Below are 24,005 nucleotides of genomic sequence, written 5' to 3'. Positions count from 1 at the left end.
GAGATGACCGAGTTGCCGCTCTCCGAGCGCCTGGGCTCCCACCTCAAGCGCGCTGAGCAGGCGCTCAACGCGGCCAAGAACGCCGCGCTGAAGCAGGCCGGGCTGACCGTGTCGCAGTACGCGGCGCTGCTGCACCTTTCCGCCAGCCCCGGCATCTCGGCCGCCGCGCTGGCCAGGGCGTGCGCGGTCACCCCGCCGACGATGAACACCGTGCTCAAGAACCTCCAGGAGCACGGCCTGATCGAGCGCACCCCGCACGAGTGGCACAGGAACGTCCTGGAGACCCGCCTCACCGAGAAGGGCGAACAGGTGCTGGCCGCGGCCGACCCCCGCGCGGTGCGTGTCGAACGGGGGCTCGCCGCGAAGTTCACCCCCGAGGAACGCGAGACGCTGATCACCCTGCTGGGCCGCTGCGTCGAGTTCCTGGAGGCCGCCCGAACGGCTCCCGAGCCCGAGTCGTAGCGAAACTCCCTCCGGACGGAAAAAAGGGCTAACCATTTTCTTTCCAGTGGCCACCCTTTTCTGGTTCAGGCTTTTTCCGTGGTACGGGATTTCCTCCTGTGGTTCGCCGTCGACGGCTTCCACCTGCCGACCACCTGACCGTACGGCCTGCCTGACCTGCCTTATCGCGCGCCGAGCCGACGATTCTCCATGCCGTTGGGGTGGCCTCCCGACGACGAGGAATCGTTGACTTGTGACGTTGTCGTATTTAGTGTTTGGGTATTCTCCGGCGAATGTTCGACAACGGGGAGCCGTGGTTCTTACGGCCCCTGATCATCGGTGGCAGGGGCGACCCCCATGGCGGTGGAGCCGCCGGTTCGGCCTCCGGAACGCGACGACCCCGTCCGCCGCCGTGTGCTCGTCCCGGCCCGCGTCAATCCGCTCGACCTCCAGGGAGCGTCCGCATGGCCATTTCCTCTTCACCCATCGTCCTGGACCCCTACGGAAGCGACGTTCCCGGTGAGGTGTCCCGGCTGCGTGCCCTGGGCACCGTGGTCAAGGTCGAACTTCCCGGTGGCGTGCCCGTCTGGGCCATCACCCGCCACGACCTGCTCAAACAGGTCATTCTCGACCCCCGGGTCAGCAAGGACCCGCAGCGGTACTGGAGTCTGTGGCCGCAGGTCGACGAACGGCCCGAGTGGGGCTGGCTCAACCTGTGGATCGGCATGCGGAACCTGGTCAACGCCTCCGGCATGGAGCACCGGCGACTGCGCAACCTCGTCGCCCCCAGCTTCACCGGCCGCCGGACCCTGGCCATGCGGCCGATCATCGAGCGGATCACCGCCGAGCTGATCGACGACCTCACCAGACTGCCCGCCGACCAGGTCGTCGACCTGCGCGTCGCCTACGCCCACCCGATGCCGCTGCGGGTGATCTGCGAGTTGTTCGGCGTCCCCGACGACATGCGTCCCGAGGTCGCCTGGATCTCCACGGCCTTCATCGACAGTGCCGCGACCGCTGAGGAGGCGGCCGAGACCTCGGCCAGGATCAGGACGTTCTTCCCCGCCCTGATCGCCCACAAGCGCGAGCACCCCGGGGACGACCTGACCACGGAGCTGATCAACGCCCGTTACGAGGACGACCGGCTGAGCGACGACGAGCTGCGCGACACTCTGCTGGCCCTCCTCGGTGCCGGGCACGAGACCACCGTCGACCTGATCGACAGCACGGTCCACGCCCTGCTCACCCACCCCGAGCAGCTACGCCGGATCCGGGAGGGGGAGGTCACCTGGGAGGCGGTGATCGAGGAGGCCCTGCGCTGGGCGCCGCCGGTCGCCAACTTCCCGTTGCGGTACGCCACGGAGCCCATCGACGTGGACGGGGTGCGCATTCCCGCGGGTGACGCCATCCTCGCGACCTACTTCGCCGCGGGCCACGACCCGCACCAGCACGGCGAGGACGCCGACCGCTTCGACGTGGCCAGACCCCCGGCCGAACACCTGGCCTTCGGCGTCGGCGTACACCACTGCATCGGCGCCCCCCTGGCCCGCCTGGAAGCCGTCATCGCCCTCCCCGCCCTGTTCGACCGCTTCCCCGACCTCACCCTGGCCCAGGAAACCCCCACCCCGAACCGCCTCCCCTCCCTGGTCATCAACGGCCTGAGCGAACTCCCCCTCCGCCTGGGCCACCCCTCCAAGAAGTGAGGAGTGCCGGCTTGGGCGCGTCGGTGCTTGGACTGAGGAGAGAGGGAGCGCAGCGGACGAACGACGAGGGAAAGCACCGACTCAGGGCGCCCAAGCCCACGACGCCGAAGGCGTCGCAAAGAGAAACGGTTCGGGCGCGCCGACGCTTGGACTGAGGAGAGAGGGAGCGCAGCGGACGAACGACGAGGGAAAGCACCGGCCCGAAGCGCCCAAGCCCCGCGACGCCGAAGGCGGCGCCATGTCACCTAGCGGCGTTGAGATAAGCCAGCACCGCCAGTACCCGCCGGTTGTCGTCGTCCGACGGGGACAGACCGAGTTTGGTGAAGATGCCCGCGGTGTGTTTGCCGACCGCGCTCTCGCTGAGGTAGAGCCGTTGGGCGATGGCCGCGTTCGAGCGGCCTTCGGCCATCAGTTCGAGCACCTCCCGTTCGCGGGGGGTCAGTTCGCCGAGCGGTTCGTGCCTGGCCGTACTGGCCAGGAGTTTCGCGATCACCTCGGGGTCCATGGCGGTGCCGCCCGCGGCGACCCGCCGTACGGCGTCGATGAACTGTTCGGCGTTGAACACCCGGTCCTTCAGGAGGTAGCCGACGGCGCCGGAGCCGTCGGCCAGGAGTTCGCGGGCGTAGAGCTGTTCGACGTGCTGGGACAGGACGAGCACCGGCAGGCCGGGTACGGCCCTGCGGGCGGTCAGCGCCGCCTGCAGGCCTTCGTCGGTGAACGTGGGCGGGAGCCGTACGTCGACCACGGCGACGTCGGGGCGCAGGGTGGTCAGGGCGGTGAGCAGTTCGGGACCCGACTCGACGGCCGCGACGACCTCGAAGTCGTGGGCCTGAAGCAGGTGGACCAGTCCGTCTCTCAGCAGGTAGAGGTCTTCGGCGATGACGACTCTGGGGTGCACCGGTCCCACTTTAGATGCATCCGTTCCTGAGTTCGTGCTTGTGGGCGTGAGCGGTGGGGATGCCGATCGCCATGCCGTACAGGGCCATTCCGAGGAGGATGTTGAAGACGATCATCGGCCACTGCAGCGGCTCGGGCAGGTAGAGCGCGAGGAACCAGCTTCGTTCCTCAACACCGGTGATCTTGAGGATCGCGGGGACCAGGCCCTGGGGGAACGTGGGGAGCCAGCCGACGCACCAGCCGATCGCGACGGCCGCGTACTTCCACCGGGGCATGGAGGGGGTGTCCCCCTGCGGTGTGACCAGCGCGTAGGGCACGTCGATCGTGGCGGTGGTGGGGCCGCCGGGCGGGCTGCTGAGGGCGAGTATCCCGTCGAAGGCGGCAAGGCGTCGCTCGATGCCGTCCAGACCGCTGCCGCGTGCGGGGTCGGCGCCGCCGGAGCCGTCGTCGGTGACGGTGACGCGCAGTGTCCTGCCCTGGCCGCTGATGTCGATCCAGACGCGTTCCGCGCCGCCGTGCCTGGCGGCGTTGGTGAGCAGTTCGCTGACCGAGAAGTAGACCGCGGACTCGACGGGTGCCTCGGGACGTGACTTGAGGTCGACGGTGACCTTGATCTTCAGTGGGCTGTCCAGTGCCAGCGCCCTGATGGCGTCGCCGAGTCCCCGTTCGGCCAGGACCGGCGGGTGGATGCCCCTGACCAGGTCACGCAGTTCGGTGAGGGCGGTCGATGAGGCCTCGCGCGACTTGGCCAGCAGCGCCTTGGCAGCCTGGGGGTCCTTGTCGACTAGTTCCTCGGCCGCGCCGAGGGTCATGCCGATGGCGACGAGCCTGGCCTGGGCGCCGTCGTGCAGGTCGCGTTCGATCCGCCGTAGCTCGGCGGCCTGGGAGTCCACCGTGTCCAGCCTGACCTGGTTGAGCCGCCTGATCTTGCTGGCCAGCACGGATCTGGCGGTTGGCGCGAGCAGCAGCCTGTTCCACCAGCCGTAGAAGCGCAGCAGCCACGGGGTCGCCGCGACGCCGAGGGCCGCGATGACAAGCCCGAGGGGGGCGGCCTGCGGCGCCCAGCGCCAGGGCAGGGTCAGGCCGTAACCGGCCATGAGCAGGGGGACCACCGCCAGGCTGCCGCCGACGATCGGGTTGAGCAGCACCCAGGCCGTGTCACGCCAGGTCGCGGGGTCGGTGAATATCCACTTTGTCCGGTTGTTCCAGTTGGGCCACCACGGCGTCTTGTAGAGCTGGCGCTGGTAGCGGTACCAGCCGTCGGGCTGGGGCCTGACCGGCGGAGGGGGCGGCAGGTACGGCGGGAGCACCTCGGTGCCGAGCCACCTGCCCGTCAGCCTTCTGGCCATGGCCGTACGCCATCGGATCACCCTGATCACGGGCGGGAAGAAGAAGATCATTCCGATGATGGTGAGCAGCCCGGCGAACATGCTCATCACAAGCAGTACAAGGTCCGCCAGGGCCATCGTCCCCATCGCCAGGGCTCTGCCGACCGCCACCGTGTGTCGCCTCATGGATATGAGTGTCGGCGATCCGAACCGGACATCCAATGACAACAACTCCCCTTCGGGGTGTAGGAAACCCCACCTTCGCCGTGTATCCAAACGGCTTCTGGGTTCCGGGCCAGGTTTCCTAGCGTCGTCGGCATGAAGGTTATCGAGGTCAACGGCCTCAGAAAGAAGTACCGCGACCGGTTCGTGGTCGACGGCGTGTCCTTCTCCGTCGAGGAGGGGGAGATCTTCGGCGTCCTCGGCCCGAACGGCGCCGGCAAGTCGACCACCGTCGAGTGCGTCGCGGGGCTGCGCGTCCCGGACGCCGGAACCGTGAAGGTGCTGGGTGGCCTTCATCGTGCCGAGATCAAGGAGCGGCTCGGCGTCCAGCTGCAGAGCTCCGCCATGCCCGCGAAGATCAAGGTGTGGGAGGCGATGGAGCTGTACGCCTCCTTCTACCGGGAGCCCGCCGACTGGCGCGCGCTGATCGAGCGGGTCGGGCTCGCCGAGAAGCGGAACGCGCGGTACGCCACTCTCTCCGGCGGTCAGAAGCAGCGGCTCTCCATCGCGCTGGCGCTGGTCGGCAACCCCAAGGTGGCGATCCTCGACGAGCTGACCACCGGCCTCGACCCGCAGGCCCGCCGGGACACCTGGGAGCTCATCGAGCAGATCAGGGCGGACGGGGTGACGATCCTGCTGGTCACCCACTTCATGGAGGAGGCGGAACGGCTCTGTGACCGGCTCGCGCTGATCGACGCGGGCAGGCTGGTCGCCGTGGACAGCCCCGACGGGCTGATCGCACGGGTCAGGGACTCCCAACGGGTCACCTTCCGCGCCCCCGCCCTCTTCGACACGGCGCCGCTCGCCGACCTGCCCCAGGTCAGCGCGGTACGGCGGGACGGCGCCAGGGTCGAGGTCACGGGAAGCGGTGAGCTGCTGCTGGCGGTCACGACCGCCCTGGCCATGGCCGGGGTCGTCCCCAAGGACCTGCGGGCCGAGCAGGCCACTCTCGACGACGCGTTCCTCGCCCTCACCGGAAAGAAGATCTCCACGTGAACAAGATGATCATTATGGAGGCGAAGCTCTTCCTCCGTGACCCGGCGGGACCGATCTTCGCGATCCTGCTGCCGCTTGGACTGCTGCTGGGGCTGGGCAGCATTCCCTCCTTCCAGGAGGCGAGTGCCGAGATGGGCGGGCAGCGGGTGATCGACACCCAGTTGCCGGGCATGATGGTGATCCTGTCCGTGGTGACGATGGCGTTGTCCGCACTGCCCGCCGTACTGGTGGCCTATCGGGAGAACGGCATTCTGCGCCGGTTGTCCACCACGCCGGTGCCACCGGTTCGGCTGCTGATCGCCCAGGTGGTCAACAACATCGGTGTCGCGGTGCTGTCGACCGTGTTGCTGATCGTGCTGGGCCACGTGACCATCGGGGTCCCCCTGCCGGGGAGCCCGCTGGCCTTCGTCGGGGTGTTCCTGCTGGGCACCGCCTCGCTGCTCGGTCTCGGCCTGCTGATCGCGGCGGTCGCGCCGAGCGTGAAGTCGGCGTCGGGGATCGGCTCGCTGCTGATGTTCCCGCTGTTGTTCGTCGGGGGCATGTGGATTCCCCGCGAGATGCTGCCCGACCTGGTGCGCCGGATCGGTGACTTCCTGCCGCTGGCGCCGTTCGCCCAGGCACTGCGTGACACGTGGGCGGGGCACGCGCCGCAGCCGCTGCACCTGGTGGTGATGGCGGGGACCGTACTGGTCACGGTGACACTGGCGATCCGGCTGTTCCGCTGGGAGTAGGTACGGGTACGGCCCACGCGCGGAGGCGTGGGCCGTACTTTTATTTGACCGTTCGTTCCAGATAGGCGTAGCCTTCTCCCCATGGCGAGAACGAAGGAGTTCGACCCGGAGGTCGCCCTTGAGGCGGCTCTCCAGCTGTTCTGGGAGCGTGGCTACGAGGCGACCTCCATGAGTGACCTGGTCGACCGGCTGGGCATCGGCAGGGCCAGCCTGTACGCCACCTTCGGCGGCAAGCACGACCTCTACCTGAAGGCGCTGCGGCGCTACGCGAACTCCAGGAACCCCTCGCCGGTCGAGCTGCTGTCCCAGCCCGGGGCCGCGCTGCCCGCCGTACGGGGGCTGGTCGAGCTCTACACCGAGGACTCGATCGGCGACCGGCGCGGCTGCATGATCGTGAACGCGGCGGGCGAGCTCCTTCCCGGCGACGAGCGGGTCGCCGGGATCGTCGACGCCAACTGGACCTGCCTGGAGACGGCGCTGACCTCGGCGCTCATCAGGGCGCGGGCGCAGGGGGAACTGCCCGCCGACCGCGATCCCGTGGCGCTCGCCCGGTTCCTGCTGGTCTTCCTGCAGGGGCTGCGGTTGACGGCCAAGGGCCGGTCCGCTCCGGAACGGCTGCGCGACGCGGCCGCTCAGGCACTCAAAATTCTTGACTGATCGTTCCTATATGGAGGGGACATGAGGTTCCACGACAAGGTCGTCCTGGTCACCGGGGGCGGGTCGGGCATCGGCAGGGCCGTCGCCCTCGGCTTCGCCAGGGAGGGCGCCCAGGTGGTGGTCTCCGGCCGTGGACGCGAGGCCCTTGAGCAGACCGTGAAGCTGGCCAACGCCGACGCCGACGCCGACGCCGACGGTGGCCGGATCGCCGCGCTGACCGCGGACGTCACCGACTCGGCCTCCGTCGCCGCGCTGGTCGGCGAGATCGTCGGCCGGTACGGCAGACTGGACGTCGCGGTCAACAACGCCGGGGTGCTGGCCACGGGCAAGGTCGCCGACCAGCCGGAGGATGACTTCGCCCGGGTGCTCGACGTCAATCTGACCGGCGTCTTCCTGTCGATGAAGCACGAGATCCCGGCCATGGTCGCCGGGGGCGGCGGAGTGATCGTCAACTTCAGCTCGCAGATCGGCGCGCACAAGCGCCTGCCCGGGTTCGGCGCCTACGCCGCCTCCAAGGCCGCGGTGACCGCGCTGACCCGCACCGCCGCGCTGGAGTACATCGGCCAGGGCGTGCGGATCAACGCCTTCAGCCCCGGCAGTCACGACACGTCGATGTCCATGCGGCCCGGCGAGACCGAGGCCGACCGGGCCGAACGCGTGAAGGACCAGATCCCCGCGGGTCGCGTCGGCTCCCTCGACGAGGCGACCGGCACGGTCCTGTGGCTGGCCTCGGCCGACGCGGGGTACGTGGTCGGAGCCGACATCGTCGCCGACGGCGGCTCAACCGCCTGATCGCGCGTCGTAGGCCTCCCTGGCGTCGCGGACCTGCTCGATGTTGCCCTCCGCCCACGACTTGATGGCCAGCATGAGGACCTGGAGGTCACGGCCGAGATCGGTGAGGGCGTAGTCGACCCGCACCGGGACCGAGGGGGTGACCGTCCTTTCGACCAGGCCGTCGCGCTCCAGGCTCCGAAGGGTCTGGGTGAGCATCTTCTGGCTGACGCCGGCGATGATCCTGTCCAGGTCGCTGTAGCGCCTCGGTCCGCCGGACAGCGCGTTCAGGACCAGGCTGACCCACTTGTCGCTGATCGCGTCGAGCAGTTGCCTGGCCGGGCAGGTGGCCAGGAAGGCGTCGTAGGCCACCTTCGCCTCCTGCCGCCGCTGCGCCGCCGTACGGGTGGTCATGGCGCCCCTTCCGGTGCGGTACGCACTTCCGGGTGCGTACTTCCTTATGGAGAGTAACACTCCATAGGTTCGCCTCATCGAAACCCTGAGGAGGCGATGATGCGCGCTGTGGTCGTTCGTTCGTTCGGCGGACCGGAAGTGCTTGAGATCGAGGAGGTTCCCGTCCCCGAGACGGGCGTGGGACAGGTCCGGGTCCGGGTCGAGGCGGCGGGCGTCAACCCCGTCGACGTGGCGACCAGGGCGGGAGTCCTCGTCGAAATCGGGCTCGCCGACCAGCGCGACGTGCACGGGATCGGCTGGGACCTGGCCGGGGTGGTCGAGGAGGTCGGCACGGGCGTCACCGGGTTCGCCCCCGGCGACCGGGTCGTGGGTCTGGTCGACCGGCTCGACCTTCCCCTGGGCGCCTACGCGGAACAGGTCGTGCTGGACGCCGACGCCCTGGCCCTCATCCCCGACGGCGTCACGGCCGTACAGGCGGCCACGCTCCCGCTCAACTCCCTCACCGCCGACCAGGCCCTCGACCTGCTGGAACTGTCCGAAGGCCAGAGCGTTCTGGTCACCGGCGCCGCGGGGGCGGTCGGTGGCCACGCCGTGGAGCTGGCCGTACTGCGCGGGCTGCGGGTCGTCGCCGTCGCGGGCCAGGAGGACGAGGACCTCGTCCGCCGTCTCGGCGCCGAGTTCTTCGTGCCGCGCGGTGCCGAACTCGGCACGGCCGTGAGGAAACTCGTGCCCGGAGGGGTCGACGGCGCCGTCGACGCCGCCGTGGTCGGTACGGCTGCGCTCACCGCCGTACGCGGCGGCGGCTCCTTCGCGGCCGTCCTCGACGGCGCGGTCCCCCGCCCGCTGCGCGGCACCAGGGTGTCCAACGTCTGGGTCCGCGCCGACGGCGCACGGCTCGCCGAGCTCGCCGGACTGGCGGGTGAGGGACGGCTGAGCCTCAGGGTCGCCGACACCCTCCCCCTCGACGACGCCGCGAAGGCCCACGAACGGCTCAGCCGGGGCGGCCTCAGGGGGCGTCTCGTCCTGCTCCCCTGACGCATGTCAATCTTGGACGATGCTGACACTGGCCCACGTGAGCGACATCCACATCGATGACTCCCCCCGCAGCGTCGAACGGACCCGAGCCGTCATGCGTCACCTGGACGGTCTGCCCGGTCCGCTCGACGCCGTCATCGTGACCGGGGACATCGCCGACCACGGCACGGTGGAGGAGTACGAGATCGCCAGGCAGGCGCTCACCTCACGCCACCCGACCGTGATCTGCCCCGGCAACCACGACTCCCGGGCCGCCTTCCGCAAGGTCCTCCTCGACCAGGACGGCGACGACCCCGTCAACCAGGTCCTGCGGCTCGACGGCCTCGTCGTCGCCCTGTGCGACTCCAGCGTTCCCGGACGGCACGACGGCCTGCTGACGGAGGAGACCCTCGCCTGGCTCGACGGGGTGCTCGCCGAGTCGCCCGACGTCCCGGCCCTCGTGGGCATGCACCACCCGGCCGTCCCGCTGGGCATCCCGTACGTGGACGACATCCGGCTGCGCGAGCCCGAGCGGCTCGAAGCCGTCCTGAGCCGTCACCCCCAGGTGGTCGCCGTCCTGGCCGGGCACGCCCACACCCCCGCGAGCACCTGGTTCGCCGGTCGTCCCCTGCTGGTCGCCCCCGGTGTGATCAACACCCTGCTCCTGCCCACGGAGACCGCGGAACGCCGCTCGTTCGACCTCTCCCTGCCTCCGCAGATCGCCCTGCACGTCCTGGACGGCGACCGCCTCACCACCCACGTCCGGCCGATCCTGTAGGGCTCAGGGGTAGATCTTCTTGTGCTCGGCGAGCATCGTGACGTACCGCTCGATGCGGCGTGCCCTGGTCTCCGGTTTCTTGGCGTCCTGGACACGGTAAAGGACCGCGTAGCGGTTACGGCTGTCCAGCGTCGCGAAGAACTCCCGCGCGGCGGGGTTGCCGGCCAGGGCGAGCTCCAGGTCCTCGGGGACGGTCGCGGTCCGCGACCCTTCGTAGGCCGCCTCCCAGCGGCCGTCCTCCTTCGCGCGCTCGACCTCCAGCAGGCCCGCGGGCTGCATCCTGCCCTGTTCGAGCAGTGCGGCGACCTTGTCGCGGTTGACCTTCGACCACCTGCTCCGCGGCCTGCGCGGGGTGAACCGCTGCAACCAGTACGTGGTGTCGAAGCCCTTCTTCTGCCCGTCGATCCAGCCGTAGCACAGCGCCACGTCGAGTGCCTGGGGGTAGTCCAGCGACTCGACCCCCGGCACCTTCCTGGCGACCCTGAGCCAGAGCCCTGACGAGGAGGCGTGGTTGGCGGCCAGCCATTCCTCGAACGCCTCAGCCGAAGGGAAGAAGAGACTCTCCGGATCATCACTCATCGCGCCAGTCAACCACGTGGGAGCCGCCTCCGAAACCACCGCAAACCGGGTACGGCGGGGCCGTGGGACGGCTGAGCCGGACGCCCACAGGGGATCTCAGAGCACGTGTCGGCCCGGGAACGACCCCGCTCCTCCAGTCCGCGACGGACGCCTGGCCCCGCGAAACCACCGTCGGCCACAACGGACCGGGCGTCTCAGTGCGCCATGTCGACGAAACGGCTGTAATGCCCCTGGAAGGCCACGGTGACCGTGGCGGTCGGACCGTTACGGTGCTTGGCCACGATCAGGTCGGCCTCACCCGCCCGGGGCGACTCCCGCTCGTAGGCGTCCTCCCGGTGCAGAAGGATGACCATGTCCGCATCTTGCTCGATGGAGTTGTGGACGCTGATGCCGTTCGCCACAAAGTTGTGGGTACCGAGGACCGTGGCGTCGTAGACAGGTTCCTCCCCCTGGCTTTCGATCGACAGCACTTCGTCCCAGAAGACGTCGTTGGTCGCGAGCATCTCAAGTTCGGCGTCGTCCAGGATCACGGCGACCCTGCCCAGACGCTCCCGACTGGGAGCGCCCTTCCACAGGGCGCTACCGCAGAACTGCGTGCCGAGCTCAAAGGAGAACTCCCGATGGGTCATCCGCTTGTCCGCCAGCACGTCCTTGACACGATCCCAGACCTCACGAGGAATCGTGTCGAGGTTCGTGTTACCCGTGACCTCACGCAATGCCGCGACGCAGCGCGCGGCCTGTTCGGCCCGTTCACCGTGGACGCCGATGTCGTCGAGGAAGCGGAGCTGGTTCTCCGCACCGTAGACGTGCAACTGGTAGCCCGGACGGTGGTTTCCCTTGCGGACCTGCTTGATCCGTGTCATCACGTTGAAACGCAGCAGGAGCCTGGCGACGTCGTCCACCAGACGCCGGCTCGTCGATGCGTAGTAGACACGTGCCTGGCCGTTCTTCTCGTCCCACCAGACACAGCCGTCGGTCGCCCACAGATGCCTGAGGAAGAGGGCGGTCTGAGACCGGGCCAGTGAGAAGACCTCGTCGGGAACATACTTCTCGTGGCTGCGCAGTCCGAAGAGGCCGAGCGCGTCCAGCCAGGCGGCGATCGGGTTGCGTTTGCCGTGGGTCAGCCGATAGGGGGCGGGCAACCGCAGGGTGGTCACTCTGGCCGCCTCGTAGTCATCCCGGACCGCCGTAACACCGAAGTGCGTGGCCGCCTCGGTCACGGCCGTCAGACACGCCTCGTCTTTGCTGGCGTAGCGAATCGGCTGAGACCTGACGAACGACCCGTCGCCGATCATGTGAGCCAGGAGCACGACCCTCTCCTGCGGCCACTCTCTGAGCTGCCGGGGAGCGGGCACATGCCGGGGTACGGCCAGCCGTGTCCCCTCGCCGAGCCGGTCCAGCGGGAGCCAGCCATCATAGGTCATGAAGGGGTGGTTGGCCGTAGCCCTGATCTCACGCCCCGACTTCATGCGGAGCAGGAAAACCTCCTTCACCCCGCTGGGAAACACGTGGGTCATCGTGCGCGGCACGAGGCGGAGTCGTTCGTCCAGCGACCAGACGGGAATGTCTCGCTCGTCGCGTTCCAGCAGTTCGCCGAGGGAGACCTCGGCTCCGGTGTCGGCACGGAGAACCCTGGTGTCCGCGGTCAGGCATCCGGATTCGCGAAGGTCGCTGACCATGGGGCGTTTGTCGGTTCTCTGTTCCGGACCACGGTTCAGCTGGGAGATCGCGATGACCGGGACCTCAAGCTCCTTGGCGAGGAGCTTGATCGATCGGGAGATCTCCGAGACCTCGTTCTGCCGGCTCTCCGTCTTCTTCGGCGAGGACATCAGCTGCAGGTAGTCGATGATGACGAAGCGCAGGTCGTTGCGCTGTTTGAGGCGGCGGCACTTGGCCCGGATCTCCATCATCGACATGTTGGGCGAGTCGTCGATGAACAGCGGCGCCTCGGCCACCTCGCCCATCCGCCTGGCCAGTTTGGCCCAGTCGTCGTCGGTCATCGTGCCCGAGCGCATCGACTGCAGCGACACCTTGGCCTCTGCGGACAGCAGACGCATCGTGATCTCGTTGCGCGACATCTCCAGCGAGAACACGACGGTGGTCATGCCGTGCCTGATCGCGGCGGACCTGGCGAAGTCCAGCCCGAGCGTGCTGTTGTGGGTGGGCACGCAGGCCCTTCCCGCGAGGTAGGTGTGGTCGGCGTTGTCCACCTCGACGCACCTGACCGGCACCGAGGGCACCGCCCTGACGTCCACGACGTGCCGGACCTGCTCGGTGGCGAGGTCGATCACGTGGTCGATCACGGACCCGCTCATGGTCGCCCGGTGGCCGAGGGTCAGGGCCAGTTCGAGGACGTCCTCGGCGAGCGGTCCCTCCGTCGCGGGGATCCGGACCCGCTCATCGCCGCCCGTCAGGACCTTGAGCAGCTCGCGGCGCTGTTCCAGGGACGCCCGCAGGTAGGCAGGGGGGATACGCCCGCCCCCGAGTTCGTACGGCGGCACCGGCAGGTCGCGCTCGGGAAGGTCGAACGGCGCCGCGACCGCGACCGCGTGGGCGGGCCCGCCGTCCTCGGCGCGGAGCGTGCGGGCGATCTCCTCGGTCGTCACCACGGCGTGGACCGTCCGCCACTGGTGCAGGGCGTCGGCGACGATCACCGTGCCGTCGTCGAACTCGACCTCGTAGCAGGGTCGTCCGTGCAGCACGTCGGTCACGGCGACGACCCGGGTCGGCCTGCCGTCCGCGCCGATGAGGTGGTCGCCCCGGCCGACCTCGCCCATGGTGGTCCAGCCGTCCGGCGTCGGCAGGGGGGTGTCGAGGGCGAGCGCCTTGCCGATGGCGGGCCGGGCGGCCACGACGATCATCTGGCCGGGGTGGAGGCCGTTGGTGAGGCCGTCGAGGTCCTGGAAGCCTGTGGGGACGCCGACCATCTGGCCGCTTCTGCCGCCGATGGCCTCAAGCTCGTCGAGGGCACCCGGCATGATCTCGGCGAGGGGGACGTAGTCCTCGGAGGTGCGGCGTTCGGTGACCTTGTAGATCTCGGCCTGGGCGCGGTCGACGAGGTCGTCGACCTCCTCGTCCTGCCCGCCGTACCCGAAGGAGACGATGCGGGTGCCCGCCTCGATGAGGCGTCTGAGGATGGCCTGTTCGCGGACGATGCGCGCGTAGTAGCCCGCGTTGGCGGCGGTCGGCACGACGGAGGTCAGCGTGTGGAGGTAGGCGGCGCCGCCGACGCGGGCGACCTCGCCGCGTTTCTGCAGCTCACCGAAGATGGTGACGGCGTCGGCCGGGTCGCCCCTGCCGTACAGGTCGGTGATGATGTCGTAGATGAGCTGGTGGGCGGGGCGGTAGAAGTCGTCGGACTTGAGGATCTCGACGACGTCGGCGATGGCGTCCTTGGACAGGAGCATGCCGCCGAGGACGGACTGTTCGGCCTCGATGTTGTTCGGCGGGGTGCGCTCGAATCCAGGCTCGAAGACAGGTGGCTCCGCGATGCTCACCTCGCACCCCCTCATTCGAACATGGTTTCGCCATCTTAAGGTTTAGCCGACCGGTCTGACAGTCTCGCGCCCACCGGACGACGTGGCAACGCGGCCTGTCGACAGGGGTGTGGATAAGGTGTGCAGTTCTCGGCCAGACATGTGGGCAGCCTGGGGAAAGTCCTGTGGATAACCAGTGGGGTTTGTCCACAAGGCCTTTCTGAGCTGGGAAAACTTAATCCACTGCCTGTGGAGAAAAGAAAGTTGCGGCGACACGCCGTGAGCCTCCCCGGCCGTCCCGTTGGTCCCGCCGACGGCCTCCTCGGTGGTAAGAGACACAATGCAGCTATGCCGCTTACCTCCCGGACGGGCCGCGACCATGACAGGCAGATCCTGCGTCTGGCGGTCCCCGCCTTCGGAGCATTGGTGGCCGAACCCCTGTTCCTGCTGACCGACACCGTCATCGTCGGCCACCTGCCCGCGCCCGCGCTCGGCGCCGTCGGCGTGGCGAGCACGGTGCTCGGCGCGCTGGTCTCCTTGTGCGTCTTCCTCGCCTACGGCACGACGGCCGCGGTGGCCCGTCAGGTCGGCGCGGGCAACACCGCGCGGGCCGTACGGCACGGCGGCGACGGCCTCTGGCTGGCCGCGGCCGCCGGGCTGGCGATCATCGCCGTTGTCTGGCCGCTCGCGCCCTCACTGGTCTCCCTGGTCGGCGCGGAGGGGGAGATGGCCCTGCAGGCGGTGACCTACCTGCGGATCAGCCTGCTCGGCGTGCCCGCCATGCTCCTGGTGCTGGCCGGGACCGGCGTACTGCGGGGCATGCAGGACACCACGACCCCACTGCTGGTCTCGGTCGGCTCCTTCGCGCTGAACGCGCTGCTCAACGTCCTGTTCGTCCTCGGCCTCGGCTGGGGTGTGGCGGGCTCCGCCTGGGGCACGGTGCTGGCCCAGTCGCTGGGCGCCGTCGTCTACCTGGCCCTCGTCTTCGGCCGGTACGGCGCTCCGGTCCGCCCCGACCTGGCGGGCATCAGGTCGGCGGGAACGGCCGGGGTCGCCCTGATCATCCGTACGGCGTGCCTGCAGGTGGTGCTGGCCGTGGCGGCCACGCTGGCCACCCGCATGGGAGAGGGACAGATCGAGGCCCACACGATCGCCCTCAGGATCTGGACACTGCTCGCCTTCGCCCTGGACGCCATCGCCATCGCCGGGCAGGCCATCACGGGCCACGCCCTGGGCGCCGGGGACGCCGAGGCGACACGGCAGGCGACCCGCAGGATGGTCGGGTGGGGGGTCGGCTCCGGCGTGGTGCTCGGGCTCCTGGTCCTCGCCGCCAGGCCGTTCGTGCCGGGTGTCTTCGACGCCGACCCCCAGGTCACGGAGCACCTGCTCGGCCCGCTGCTGGTCGTGGCGCTCCTGCAGCCGGTCGCCGGAGTGGTCTTCGTCCTGGACGGGGTGCTCATCGGCGCCGGTGACCAGCGCTACCTCGCCTGGGCGGGCCTGTGGACGACGCTGGCCTACCTGCCGGTCGCGCTGGCGGTCGTGCTGTCGGGCGGCGGTCTGGTCATGCTGTGGCTGGCGCTGGGGGTGTGGATGGGCGCCCGGTTCCTCGCCCTGGGGCTGCGGGCCAGAGGCGGGGCGTGGCTGGTGATCGGTGCGTGATCGGGAGGTGTCCGCCACGTAACCAGCAGACTCTTGTCCCACGGCGCCCCCTGCGGCACTGTGAGCAGTCCGGCAATACGGTTGTCCACCCTCCATGATTGGGACACGTCGTGCCCGAAGGTCACTCCTCGTCGATCGTCCGCCGCCTACCCCCCAGTGAAGCGACAAACCGATGGACCGGCGGCGCGCGCCATGGCCTGCCCAGGGCGTACGGCCCCATGGACCTCGTGGTCATGGGCGTCGGCGTCATGATCGGTGCGGGCATCTTCAGCCTCGCCGGACGCCAGGCGGCCACCATGGCGGGCCCCGGCGTCGTCCTCTCGTTCATGATCGCCGGTATCACCAGCCTGCTCGTCGCCTTCTGCTTCGCCGAGTTATCCTCGGCGCTGCCCACCTCGGGCAGCGCCTACACCTTCACCTACGTCATCTTCGGCGAGGTCTGGGCCTGGGCGGTCGGCTGGGCCCTGGTGCTCGAACTGCTGCTGGCCGGCGCGGGCGTCTCCCGCGTCTGGTCGCTGTACGCCGCCCAGCTGCTCACCGACCTCGGAGTGCGTTTCCCCGAACCCCTGGCCTCGTTCGTCGGCCGCTCCGAGGGGTTCGACCTGTTCACGCTGTTCATCCTGGTGCTGATGACGGTCGTGATCACACTGGGCACCAGGATCGGCCTGCGGGCCCTGCGCGTCATCGTCGCCGCCAAGCTGCTGGCCATCGGCGCCGTCATCGTGGTCGGCGCCACCCACTTCGACCAGCGCAACCTGTCGGCCATCCCGGTTCCCCCTGCCCCCGCCGGGCCGTCCGTCGACGCCCTGCACTCACCGCTGCTCGGCCTGCTGTTCGGCCAGCCGGGCGCGTTCGGCTGGTTCGGCATCTTCGCCGCCTCGGCGGTCATCACCTTCGCCTACATCGGCTTCGACGTCGTGGCCACCGCCGCCGAGGAGGCCGAGGACGCCCCCCTGTCGGTGCCCAAGGGCATCATCCGCAGCCTGATCGTCACCACGGTCGTCTACATCGCGGTCGCGCTGGTGATGGTCGGCATGATCTCCTACGACAGGATCGACACCGAGGCGCCGCTCGCCAACGCCTTCCGCGCGGCGGGTGAGGGCTTCATGGTGCACGTCATCAACCTCGGCGCGGTCCTGGGCCTCACCACGGTCGTCCTGGTGCTGCTCGTCGGCCTGACCCGCGTCATGTTCTCCATGGCCAGGGACGGCCTTTTCCCCCGCTCACTGGCCAGGGTCGACCGGCGTTACCGCAGCCCGACCCGGGTGACGCTGCTCATCGGCGTCGTGGCGATCCTCATGGCCGAGTTCGTGCCGGTGCTCACGCTCGAACCGCTGGTCGTGATCGGCACCCTGTTCGTCTTCGTGGCCGTGGCCGCGGGAGTCCTCAGGATGCGGCGGACCATGCCCGACCTGCCCAGGGGCTTCCGCGTGCCGTTCTCCCCCTTCGTGCCGGTCGCCTCGATCGCCGCCTGCCTGTGGCTGCTGGTCAACCTCCAGATCGTCACCTGGCTGTACTTCGCCGCCTGGATGGCCGTCGGCCTGCTCGTCTACCTCCTGTACGGCAGACACAACAGCGTGCTCGCCGGGAACGGGAGCGGCCCCGCCGGCTCCGGCCTGCGGGGACGGCACAGACGCTGAGGCTCAGATGCGACGGGCGTCGAGCACACTGCGCAGGAACTGCCTGGTCCTCGGCTCCTTGGGGTCGGTGAAGAACTCCTCGGGAGGCGCCTTCTCCAGCAGCACACCGCCGTCGAGGAAGCAGACGGTGTCGGCGATCTCCCGGCAGAAACCCATCTCGTGGGTCGTCAGGATCATGGTCATCCCGCTCGCCTTGAGCTCCCTGATGACCTCAAGGACCTCCGCGACCAGCGCGGGATCGAGCGCGGAGGTCACCTCGTCGAGCAGCATCAGCAGCGGCTTGACGGCCAGCGCCCTGACGATGGCCACCCGCTGCTGCTGACCCCCGGAGAGCCTGTCGGGGTAGGCCCCCGCCTTGTCCGCCAGGCCGAACCTCTCCAGCAGCTCACGGGCCTGCTCCTCGGCCTGCCGTCTGCCGACGCCGTGCACCTTGCGGGGGGCGAGCGTGATGTTGTCGAGCACGGTCATGTGCGGGAAGAGGTTGAAGGCCTGGAAGACCACGCCCATGCGCTTGCGTACCGCGTCCGGATCGGCGCGGACGTCGGTGATGTCCCTGCCGTCGAGGTGGATGGAGCCGTCGTCCACGGTGTCCAGCAGGCTCACGCAGCGCAGCAACGTGGACTTTCCCGACCCCGAGGCGCCGACCAGGCAGACCACCTCGTGAGGCCGTACCTCAAGGTCGATGCCCCGCAGTACGGCGTGGCCGTGGTAGCTCTTCCACAGGCCCTCGACGGTCAGCAGATTCGTGTCCTTCACTGGCCCCTCCGCCGCTGGGACCTGGCCGCCAGATAGTCGGTGAGACGGGCGAGCGGAATGGTCAGCAGGATGAACAGCAACGCCCCGACCAGGTAGGGGGTGTAGTTGAACGTGCTCGCGGCGTGGATCTGGGCTTGGCGCAGCGCTTCGAGCGGACCGATCGTGGCGACGAGCGCGGTGTCCTTCTGCAGCGAGACGAAGTCGTTGAGCAGTGGCGGCACCACCCGCCGTACGGCCTGCGGCAGCACGACGTGCCGCATGGTGCCGCCGTGTCCCAGCCCGAGCGACCTGGCCGCGGCGATCTGACTGGGGTGGACGGAGTCGATGCCCGCCCTGAAGACCTCCGCGACGTAGGCGCCGTAGGACAGCGTGAGCGCGATGACGCCCAGCGTCGCCAGATCCGTCGGCATGCCCTGCAGACCGAGGGCGGGCAGGCCGAAGCCGACGAGGTAGATGACCAGGATGGTCGGCACACCGCGGAAGACGTCGGTGTAGGCGACCGCGAGGGCGCGCAGCGGGAAGAACACCGGCGACCTGAGGCCGCGGACCAGCGCGACCGCCAGGCCGACGAGCAGCACCAGCGGCTCGGCGATCAGGAAGATCTTGACGTTGAGCAGGAAGCCGCTCAGCACGTCGGGGAAGGCCCTGACGAACTGCTCGGGGTCGAAGAACGTCTCCCTGACCCGCACCCAGCCGGGCGAGGCGGTGACGCCCCAGACCAGCAGGACGACCACCAGGAGCGTCGAGACGGTCGCGATCGACCCCGAGCGGATCGAACGCCGCCTGAGCAGGCGTTCCCGCTCCACCTGCCGGGTGCTCTTCACCCAGCCCGAGGCGTCCGGCGAGGGTCGGACGGTCACTACTTCAGCTCCGGAGCGCCCGCCGCCGAGCCGAGCCACTCTTGCTCGATCTTGGCCAGTTCACCGGAGCCGGACAGCTTGCCGATCGCCTCGTTGACGCAGCGCACCAGCGGGCTGCCCTTCTCGAAGACCGCGCCGAAGACCTCGGGCGTGCCGGAGGCGGCGCCGAACTGGCCGACCAGCTTGGAGTTCTCGACCTGGGCCGCGGTCACGTAGAAGGCGGTCGGCAGGTCCACGACCACGGCGTCGACCTGCTTGTTCTTCAGCGCGTTCACCACGTCGATCTGCTCGTTGTAGACGTTCGGCTCGGCGGAGGGCTGGATGACGTCCTTGACCGCCTGCAGCGAGGTCGTCCCGACCTGCACACCGATCTTGGCGGTCTTCAGGGCCGCCAGGTCCGTGACGGCGGCCGTCTTCGAACCGGCCAGCGCGACGACGGCCTGCTTGACCGTGTAGTAGCCGTCGCTGAAGTCGACGACCTTGGCCCGGTCGGGGGTGACGGAGACCTGGTTGAGGTCGAAGTCGAACTGCTTGGCGCCGGGGGCGAAGGCCGAGTCGAACTTCACCGTCGACCAGGCGACCTCACCGCTCTGGAAGCCGAGCTCCTTGGCGATCGCGTAGACGACGGCGCTCTCGAAACCCTTGCCGTTGGACGGGTCGTCGTCCTTGAACCACGGCTCGTAGGCCGGCTTGTCGGTGCCGACGGTCAGCTTGCCCGGCGTCTTCAGGGCGAGCTGGTCCTTGGCGCAGGAGGTGGCGGGTGCGGACGCGTCGGCCTTGCCGGCGTCGGCGCCCGTGCCGGTCGTCGAATCCGACGCGGGCGCACAGGCGACCGCGGTGGCGGCGAGGGCGCCGAGTGCGAGCAGCATCGAGGGGCGAAGCATGGAGGACCTCCAGGGGAAACGACAACTCCCGAATTGTACGTATTGTCGGTAACGGTAAGTTAACCAGCCCCATCGGTCGGGAATAGCGCCTCCCAAACGGACAAGGGCTCCCTTCCAGCGGGAAGGGAGCCCTGTCACCGACGATCTCGTACGGTGCCGGCGTGGCCTCAGGCCGCGACGACCTCGACGTCGAGAGCTGCGGAGACCTCCGGGTGCAGCTTGACGCTGACCCGGTGGGAGCCGAGGCTCTTGATCGCGGAGGCGATCTCGATGCGACGGCGGTCGAGCACCGGGCCGCCGGCGGCCTTGACGGCCTCGGCGACGTCACTCGTGGTGATCGAACCGAAGAGACGGCCGGACTCGCCCGCCTTCGTCTTCAGCACCACCTTGAGGGACTTGAGCTGACCGGCGACCTCCTGGGCGGTGCCCAGGTCGCGGATCTCGCGGGCGTCGCGCGCCTTCTTGATCGAGGCGATCTGCTTCTCGCCACCGCGGGTCCACAGGATCGCGAAGCCACGGGGGAGCAGGTAGTTACGGCCGTAGCCGTTCTTGACCTCGACGATGTCGCCGGGGGCGCCGAGGCCGGTGACCTCACTGGTGAGAATGAGCTTCATCTGTCCGGACCTCCTTAGCGCGCGGTGCTCATGTACGGCAGGAGCGCCATCTCACGAGCGTTCTTGATAGCGGTCGCCACGTCACGCTGGTGCTGGGTGCAGTTGCCCGTCACCCGGCGGGCACGGATCTTGCCGCGGTCGGAGATGAACTTCCGAAGCAGCGCCGTGTCCTTGTAGTCGACGTAGGAGATCTTGTCGTGGCAGAACAGGCAAACCTTCTTCTTAGGCTTGCGCAGTGCCGGCTTGGCCATCGTGGTGCTCCTTTCAGAGCCCCGCCGTGCGGCGGGAATGGTCGCTGCGGATATGGACTGGTTTTCTCAGTGCGGCCCCGGCCGCCCCGGAGGACGGCCGTGGATGGACCTAGAAGGGCGGTTCGTCGCTGAAGTCGCCGCCACCGAAGTTGTTGCCGCCGCCGTAGTTGCCGCCCGACGGCTGACCGCCGCCGAAGCCGCCACCCGACTGCTGGCCGCCGTAGTTGCCGCCACCGCCGTAGTTGCCGCCCCCCTGGGGAGCGGGCGCGGCCGAGGCCCACGGGTCGTTGGCGGGACCGCCGCCGAAGCCACCGCCACCGCCCTGACGGGCGGTCTTGTTGACCTTGGCGGTCGCGTTCCTCAAGGACGGGCCGACCTCGTCGACCTCGACCTCGTAGACCGTGCGCTTCTCGCCTTCCTTGGTCTCATAGGACCGCTGGCGCAGCCGTCCCTGAACGATGACCCGCATGCCGCGCTGCAGGCTCTCGGCGACGTTCTCCGCCGCCTGCCGCCACACGTTGCAGGTCAGGAACAGGCCTTCGCCGTCCTTCCACTCGTTGGTCTGCTTGTCCAGGAACCTCGGAGTGGACGCGATGCGGAACCGGGCCACGGCTTGCCCCGTAGGGGTGAAACGCAGCTCGGGGTCGTCGACGAGGTTGCCGACGATGGTGATCGTGGTGTCGCCTGCTGCCATGGCTAGCGTTGCCCTTCCTGCGGCCTTTCGCGGTCTATCGGCTCAGAGTACGGCTGCCTCCCGACAAAAGTCGGGGTTAGTGCACGTCCGGACGCAGGACCTTGGTGCGGAGGATGCCCTCGTTGAGGTTCATCTGCCGGTCGAGCTCCTTGACCGTCGCGGGCTCGGCGGTCAGGTCGATGACGGCGTAGATGCCCTCGGGCTTCTTGGCGATGTCGTAGGAGAGCCTGCGACGACCCCACACGTCGACCTTCTCCACGGTGCCGCCGTCGTTGCGGACGACACTGAGGAACTGGTCGAGGGAAGGGGCCACGGTGCGCTCATCGAGCGAAGGGTCGAGGATGACCATCACTTCGTAACGACGCATGCTGGCTTCCAACCTCCTCTGGACTTTTGCGGTCACGACACCGTGTCGTGACAGGAGGACGCTGACGTCTTCACCGCGGACGCCCATTTCGGCGCCCATGGCGGAGGGTGGCGATGACACACCCATGCGACGTAGCCGTGCCAGCCTACCAGGCTGTCAATGGTTGGGCCGTCAGGACGCGGGCACTCCTCTAGCAGAGGAAAGGGGAGGTGGAAACATGTCGGACGCGCCTCGTCTACCTGGGAACCCGATCTCCCGAATACTGGACAACGACGGTCAGCGGCATCCCGTGCAGAACGTCCTGAGCGTCGTCACCATCGCCTGCGGTCTGATCGCCTTCGTCGCCGGGTTCTTCCCCGCCGCGCACGCGGTTGCCTGCTGGCTTGGCGTGGTGGGGTTCGTCGGCGGCCTCTACTCCCAGTACGTCTCGGCGACGACCCCGGAACGCGCCCTCAACATCGTGGGCATCGTGGCCTCCTTCGTAGGCGTCGCCTTCGGCATCTACCACGGCGGCTTCTACCCCTGAGCCAACTCTTTTCTCAGCAGGGCGATGTCCTCCGCCTGGCCGTCGCCGGGGGTTTCGACCACGATGGGGGCGTTGGCCTTCCGGCAGGCGGCGAGGATGAGGTCGGTGTCGATCTGGCCCGCGCCGAGGTTGGCGTGCCGGTCCGCGCCCGAGCCCGCGGCGTCGCGGGAGTCGTTGCAGTGGATCAGGTCGATCCGGCCGGTGATGGCCATGATCTGCTCGACCGCCTGCTCCAGGTCGATGCCTCCGGCCCAGGCATGGCAGGTGTCCAGGCAGAATCCGACGTCGAAGCCGTCGAGGGCCTCCCACAGCCGGGCGATGCTCTCCAGTTTCCGCGCCATGGCGTTGCCGCCGCCCGCGGTGTTCTCGATGAGCACCGGGACCTCGTGCTCCTCAAGGCGTTCGAACACCTTGCGCCAGTTGTCGAAGCCCTTCTGGGGGTCGTCGCCCGCGTTGACGTGGCCGCCGTGCACGATGAGGCCCTTGGCGCCGACCTCGGCCGCCGCCGCCAGATGGGAGCTGAGCAGCTTCCTGCTGGGGATGCGGATCCGGTTGTTCGAGGTGGCCACGTTGATGACGTAGGGGGCGTGGACGTAGGCGGCGACGTCGGAGTCCTTGATGTCCCGTGTCTTGTCCCCGATGACGGGGGCCTTCCAGCCCTGCGGGTCTCCGAGGAAGAACTGCGCCACCTCCGCGCCGCGCGCCCTGGCGTGGGTCAGTGGATCGTCCTGGTCGACATGAGCTCCGATTAGCGGCATGTGTTCGAGCGTAGCCGTTTCGGCAAGCCGTACGGGGGCTCCGTCCACGACAAGGGATGGTAATCCCCAGCCTGTGGATAACTTTTCTGGATTACTTTTCGCCGGAAGTGGGTAGGGATGATCACCCCGCCCTGACACTCTCCAGATAGGTCAGCGCGTTGAGCAGCATCAGGGGGGTCGTCAGCAGCGCGTAGACGACGAGCACCCACCAGCGTCCCCGGGCGCCGGCCCTGGCCACGAGCACGAAGACGGGCCACCACAGCAGTACGGCGCGCGGAATCGCCAGGTAGGAGGCCGAACAGATCAGAACTCCCGCCTGGAGCCCCACGTAGACGAGTTCGCTCCAGCGCCGCAGGAACAGCAACAGCAGCACCAGCCCGACCGCGAAGACCGCCCCGGCGAGTTCCATCTGGAACAGCAACGCGGAGCGTTCCTCGGCGAGGGCGGAGCGCCAGATCGAGGCCAGCGACTCCCAGGGCCACACGAACCACCGGCCCCAGCCCGCCTCCTGCGCCTGCCCCCAGGTCAGCCAGTCTCCGCCGTTGAGCCGCTGCCAGCCGGAGCGCAGCAGCAACGGCGCGAACGGCAGCGCCAGCCATCCCGCCCGCCGTACCGGGGTGCCGGAGCCGAAGAACTCGACGATCAGGGCGAGGGCGAGGAACAGCCCGGTGATCCGTACGCATGACGCACCCGCGGCCAGGGCGGCGGCCAGTGGCCAGCGGCCCCGGCGCGCGGCCAGCCAGGCGGGGATCGCCAGGGCCAGGAACAACGACTCGTCGTAGCCCGCCACCAGGAACACCGACGTCGGCCAGAGCAGCAGCGCCACGGCCGCCCGCCAGCCACCGGGGCGCCGCCCCTCAGGCTCGGCCGTCTCGGTGTCTGCCAGCTTGGCCAGCGCCACCACGGCCACCGCGCAGGCCGCCACCGAGACGAGCGCCCCCGTCAGCGACCAGTCGGTCGTGAACAGGGGCGCGGCGAACAGGGTCAAC

Annotated in this window: 25 protein-coding genes; 11 read left to right on the top strand and 14 right to left on the bottom strand. The window is 69.0% G+C overall.

Annotated elements, in window-relative coordinates; all coding sequences use genetic code 11:
• Window positions 1-3 precede the first annotated feature (3 nt).
• Both ABZ470_RS36480 and ABZ470_RS36475 read left to right on the top strand, forming a co-directional pair.
• Window positions 4-462 carry a MarR family transcriptional regulator gene (locus tag ABZ470_RS36480; protein ID WP_362782026.1) on the top strand — a complete coding sequence of 153 codons (459 nt, stop codon included), beginning with the start codon at window positions 4-6 and terminating at the stop codon, window positions 460-462.
• Between the two features lie 443 nt (window positions 463-905).
• Window positions 906-2,144: a cytochrome P450 gene (locus tag ABZ470_RS36475; protein ID WP_362782023.1), complete on the top strand. Its 1,239-nt coding sequence runs from the start codon at window positions 906-908 to the stop codon at window positions 2,142-2,144.
• A gap of 241 nt (window positions 2,145-2,385) precedes the next feature.
• Here the strand turns inward: ABZ470_RS36475 and ABZ470_RS36470 are convergent, their stop codons facing one another.
• On the bottom strand, window positions 2,386-3,042 hold the full coding sequence (locus ABZ470_RS36470) for a response regulator transcription factor (RefSeq protein WP_352013671.1): 657 nt from the start codon (window positions 3,040-3,042) through the stop codon (window positions 2,386-2,388).
• Window positions 3,043-3,052: 10 nt separating this feature from the next.
• Window positions 3,053-4,555, bottom strand: a complete 1,503-nt coding sequence (locus tag ABZ470_RS36465) for a histidine kinase (protein ID WP_362917222.1) — start codon at window positions 4,553-4,555, stop codon at window positions 3,053-3,055.
• A 132-nt stretch (window positions 4,556-4,687) separates the two neighbouring features.
• Here ABZ470_RS36465 and ABZ470_RS36460 point away from each other — a divergent pair, with 132 nt between their 5' ends.
• The 4 genes from ABZ470_RS36460 (at window position 4,688) to ABZ470_RS36445 (ending at window position 7,767) form a co-directional block, all read left to right on the top strand.
• Window positions 4,688-5,587 carry an ABC transporter ATP-binding protein gene (locus ABZ470_RS36460; RefSeq protein WP_362917220.1) on the top strand — a complete coding sequence of 300 codons (900 nt, stop codon included), beginning with the start codon at window positions 4,688-4,690 and terminating at the stop codon, window positions 5,585-5,587.
• A 5-nt stretch (window positions 5,588-5,592) separates the two neighbouring features.
• Window positions 5,593-6,318, top strand: coding sequence for an ABC transporter permease (locus tag ABZ470_RS36455; RefSeq protein WP_362917303.1), 726 nt, complete (start codon window positions 5,593-5,595; stop codon window positions 6,316-6,318).
• Window positions 6,319-6,399: 81 nt separating this feature from the next.
• Window positions 6,400-6,975 (top strand): TetR family transcriptional regulator, encoded by a 576-nt coding sequence (locus ABZ470_RS36450; RefSeq protein ID WP_352013668.1) that lies wholly within the window; start codon window positions 6,400-6,402, stop codon window positions 6,973-6,975.
• Between the two features lie 21 nt (window positions 6,976-6,996).
• The gene (locus ABZ470_RS36445) at window positions 6,997-7,767 is read left to right on the top strand and encodes an SDR family oxidoreductase (RefSeq protein WP_362917218.1); all 771 of its coding nucleotides are present in this window, start codon (window positions 6,997-6,999) and stop codon (window positions 7,765-7,767) included.
• Here the strand turns inward: ABZ470_RS36445 and ABZ470_RS36440 are convergent.
• Complete coding sequence (locus tag ABZ470_RS36440; protein WP_352013666.1) at window positions 7,756-8,160, bottom strand: helix-turn-helix domain-containing protein; 405 nt, start codon at window positions 8,158-8,160, stop codon at window positions 7,756-7,758. The genes ABZ470_RS36445 and ABZ470_RS36440 overlap by 12 nt on opposite strands.
• Before the next feature lie 99 nt (window positions 8,161-8,259).
• On the opposite strand from ABZ470_RS36440, the gene ABZ470_RS36435 reads away from it, so the two are divergent.
• Together ABZ470_RS36435 and ABZ470_RS36430 are read left to right on the top strand one after the other, a co-directional pair.
• Complete coding sequence (locus ABZ470_RS36435) at window positions 8,260-9,195, top strand: NADP-dependent oxidoreductase (RefSeq protein WP_362917301.1); 936 nt, start codon at window positions 8,260-8,262, stop codon at window positions 9,193-9,195.
• Window positions 9,196-9,214: 19 nt separating this feature from the next.
• Window positions 9,215-9,952, top strand: a complete 738-nt coding sequence (locus ABZ470_RS36430) for a phosphodiesterase (protein WP_362917216.1) — start codon at window positions 9,215-9,217, stop codon at window positions 9,950-9,952.
• A gap of 3 nt (window positions 9,953-9,955) precedes the next feature.
• On the opposite strand, the gene ABZ470_RS36425 is transcribed toward ABZ470_RS36430, so the two are convergent.
• On the bottom strand, window positions 9,956-10,531 hold the full coding sequence (locus ABZ470_RS36425; RefSeq protein WP_362917214.1) for a YdeI/OmpD-associated family protein: 576 nt from the start codon (window positions 10,529-10,531) through the stop codon (window positions 9,956-9,958).
• 194 nt (window positions 10,532-10,725) lie between these two features.
• Window positions 10,726-14,028, bottom strand: coding sequence for a replicative DNA helicase (locus ABZ470_RS36420; protein WP_362917212.1), 3,303 nt, complete (start codon window positions 14,026-14,028; stop codon window positions 10,726-10,728).
• A gap of 327 nt (window positions 14,029-14,355) precedes the next feature.
• Here ABZ470_RS36420 and ABZ470_RS36415 point away from each other — a divergent pair, with 327 nt between their 5' ends.
• Together ABZ470_RS36415 and ABZ470_RS36410 are read left to right on the top strand one after the other, a co-directional pair.
• A complete protein-coding gene (locus tag ABZ470_RS36415; protein WP_362917210.1) occupies window positions 14,356-15,666 on the top strand; it encodes an MATE family efflux transporter in 1,311 nt (436 codons plus the stop codon).
• A 218-nt stretch (window positions 15,667-15,884) separates the two neighbouring features.
• Window positions 15,885-17,306, top strand: coding sequence for an amino acid permease (locus ABZ470_RS36410; RefSeq protein ID WP_362917208.1), 1,422 nt, complete (start codon window positions 15,885-15,887; stop codon window positions 17,304-17,306).
• 3 nt (window positions 17,307-17,309) lie between these two features.
• On the opposite strand, the gene ABZ470_RS36405 is transcribed toward ABZ470_RS36410, so the two are convergent.
• The 7 genes from ABZ470_RS36405 to rpsF all read right to left on the bottom strand — a co-directional run bounded on the left by ABZ470_RS36405 (window position 17,310) and on the right by rpsF (window position 21,732).
• Window positions 17,310-18,062, bottom strand: coding sequence for an amino acid ABC transporter ATP-binding protein (locus ABZ470_RS36405; protein ID WP_362917206.1), 753 nt, complete (start codon window positions 18,060-18,062; stop codon window positions 17,310-17,312).
• A complete protein-coding gene (locus ABZ470_RS36400) occupies window positions 18,059-18,922 on the bottom strand; it encodes an amino acid ABC transporter permease (protein WP_362917204.1) in 864 nt (287 codons plus the stop codon). Before ABZ470_RS36400 ends, ABZ470_RS36405 begins: the two co-directional genes overlap by 4 nt.
• Window positions 18,922-19,806, bottom strand: coding sequence for an ABC transporter substrate-binding protein (locus tag ABZ470_RS36395; protein ID WP_362917202.1), 885 nt, complete (start codon window positions 19,804-19,806; stop codon window positions 18,922-18,924). The genes ABZ470_RS36400 and ABZ470_RS36395 overlap by 1 nt, the downstream gene beginning before the upstream one ends.
• A gap of 167 nt (window positions 19,807-19,973) precedes the next feature.
• Window positions 19,974-20,420 carry a 50S ribosomal protein L9 gene (gene rplI / locus ABZ470_RS36390; RefSeq protein WP_352013656.1) on the bottom strand — a complete coding sequence of 149 codons (447 nt, stop codon included), beginning with the start codon at window positions 20,418-20,420 and terminating at the stop codon, window positions 19,974-19,976.
• Between the two features lie 14 nt (window positions 20,421-20,434).
• Window positions 20,435-20,671: a 30S ribosomal protein S18 gene (gene rpsR, locus ABZ470_RS36385; protein WP_012895699.1), complete on the bottom strand. Its 237-nt coding sequence runs from the start codon at window positions 20,669-20,671 to the stop codon at window positions 20,435-20,437.
• Window positions 20,672-20,780: 109 nt separating this feature from the next.
• Window positions 20,781-21,365: a single-stranded DNA-binding protein gene (locus tag ABZ470_RS36380; RefSeq protein ID WP_352013655.1), complete on the bottom strand. Its 585-nt coding sequence runs from the start codon at window positions 21,363-21,365 to the stop codon at window positions 20,781-20,783.
• A 76-nt stretch (window positions 21,366-21,441) separates the two neighbouring features.
• Entirely contained in the window at window positions 21,442-21,732 is a 291-nt protein-coding gene (rpsF, locus tag ABZ470_RS36375) for a 30S ribosomal protein S6 (RefSeq protein ID WP_068928239.1), read from the bottom strand.
• 217 nt (window positions 21,733-21,949) lie between these two features.
• On the opposite strand from rpsF, the gene ABZ470_RS36370 reads away from it, so the two are divergent.
• Window positions 21,950-22,258 carry a hypothetical protein gene (locus ABZ470_RS36370; protein ID WP_362917200.1) on the top strand — a complete coding sequence of 103 codons (309 nt, stop codon included), beginning with the start codon at window positions 21,950-21,952 and terminating at the stop codon, window positions 22,256-22,258.
• Here the strand turns inward: ABZ470_RS36370 and ABZ470_RS36365 are convergent.
• Window positions 22,249-23,016, bottom strand: coding sequence for a deoxyribonuclease IV (locus ABZ470_RS36365; RefSeq protein WP_362781990.1), 768 nt, complete (start codon window positions 23,014-23,016; stop codon window positions 22,249-22,251). The genes ABZ470_RS36370 and ABZ470_RS36365 overlap by 10 nt on opposite strands.
• Before the next feature lie 121 nt (window positions 23,017-23,137).
• Complete coding sequence (locus ABZ470_RS36360) at window positions 23,138-24,004, bottom strand: hypothetical protein (RefSeq protein ID WP_362917198.1); 867 nt, start codon at window positions 24,002-24,004, stop codon at window positions 23,138-23,140.
• Window position 24,005 lies beyond the last annotated feature (1 nt).

It is taken from the genome of Streptosporangium sp. NPDC020072 (assembly GCF_040631445.1).
GTDB lineage: Bacteria > Actinomycetota > Actinomycetes > Streptosporangiales > Streptosporangiaceae > Streptosporangium.
Note: the sequence above shows the minus strand (reverse complement) of the source record. Positions and strands in the feature narration are given on the sequence as shown.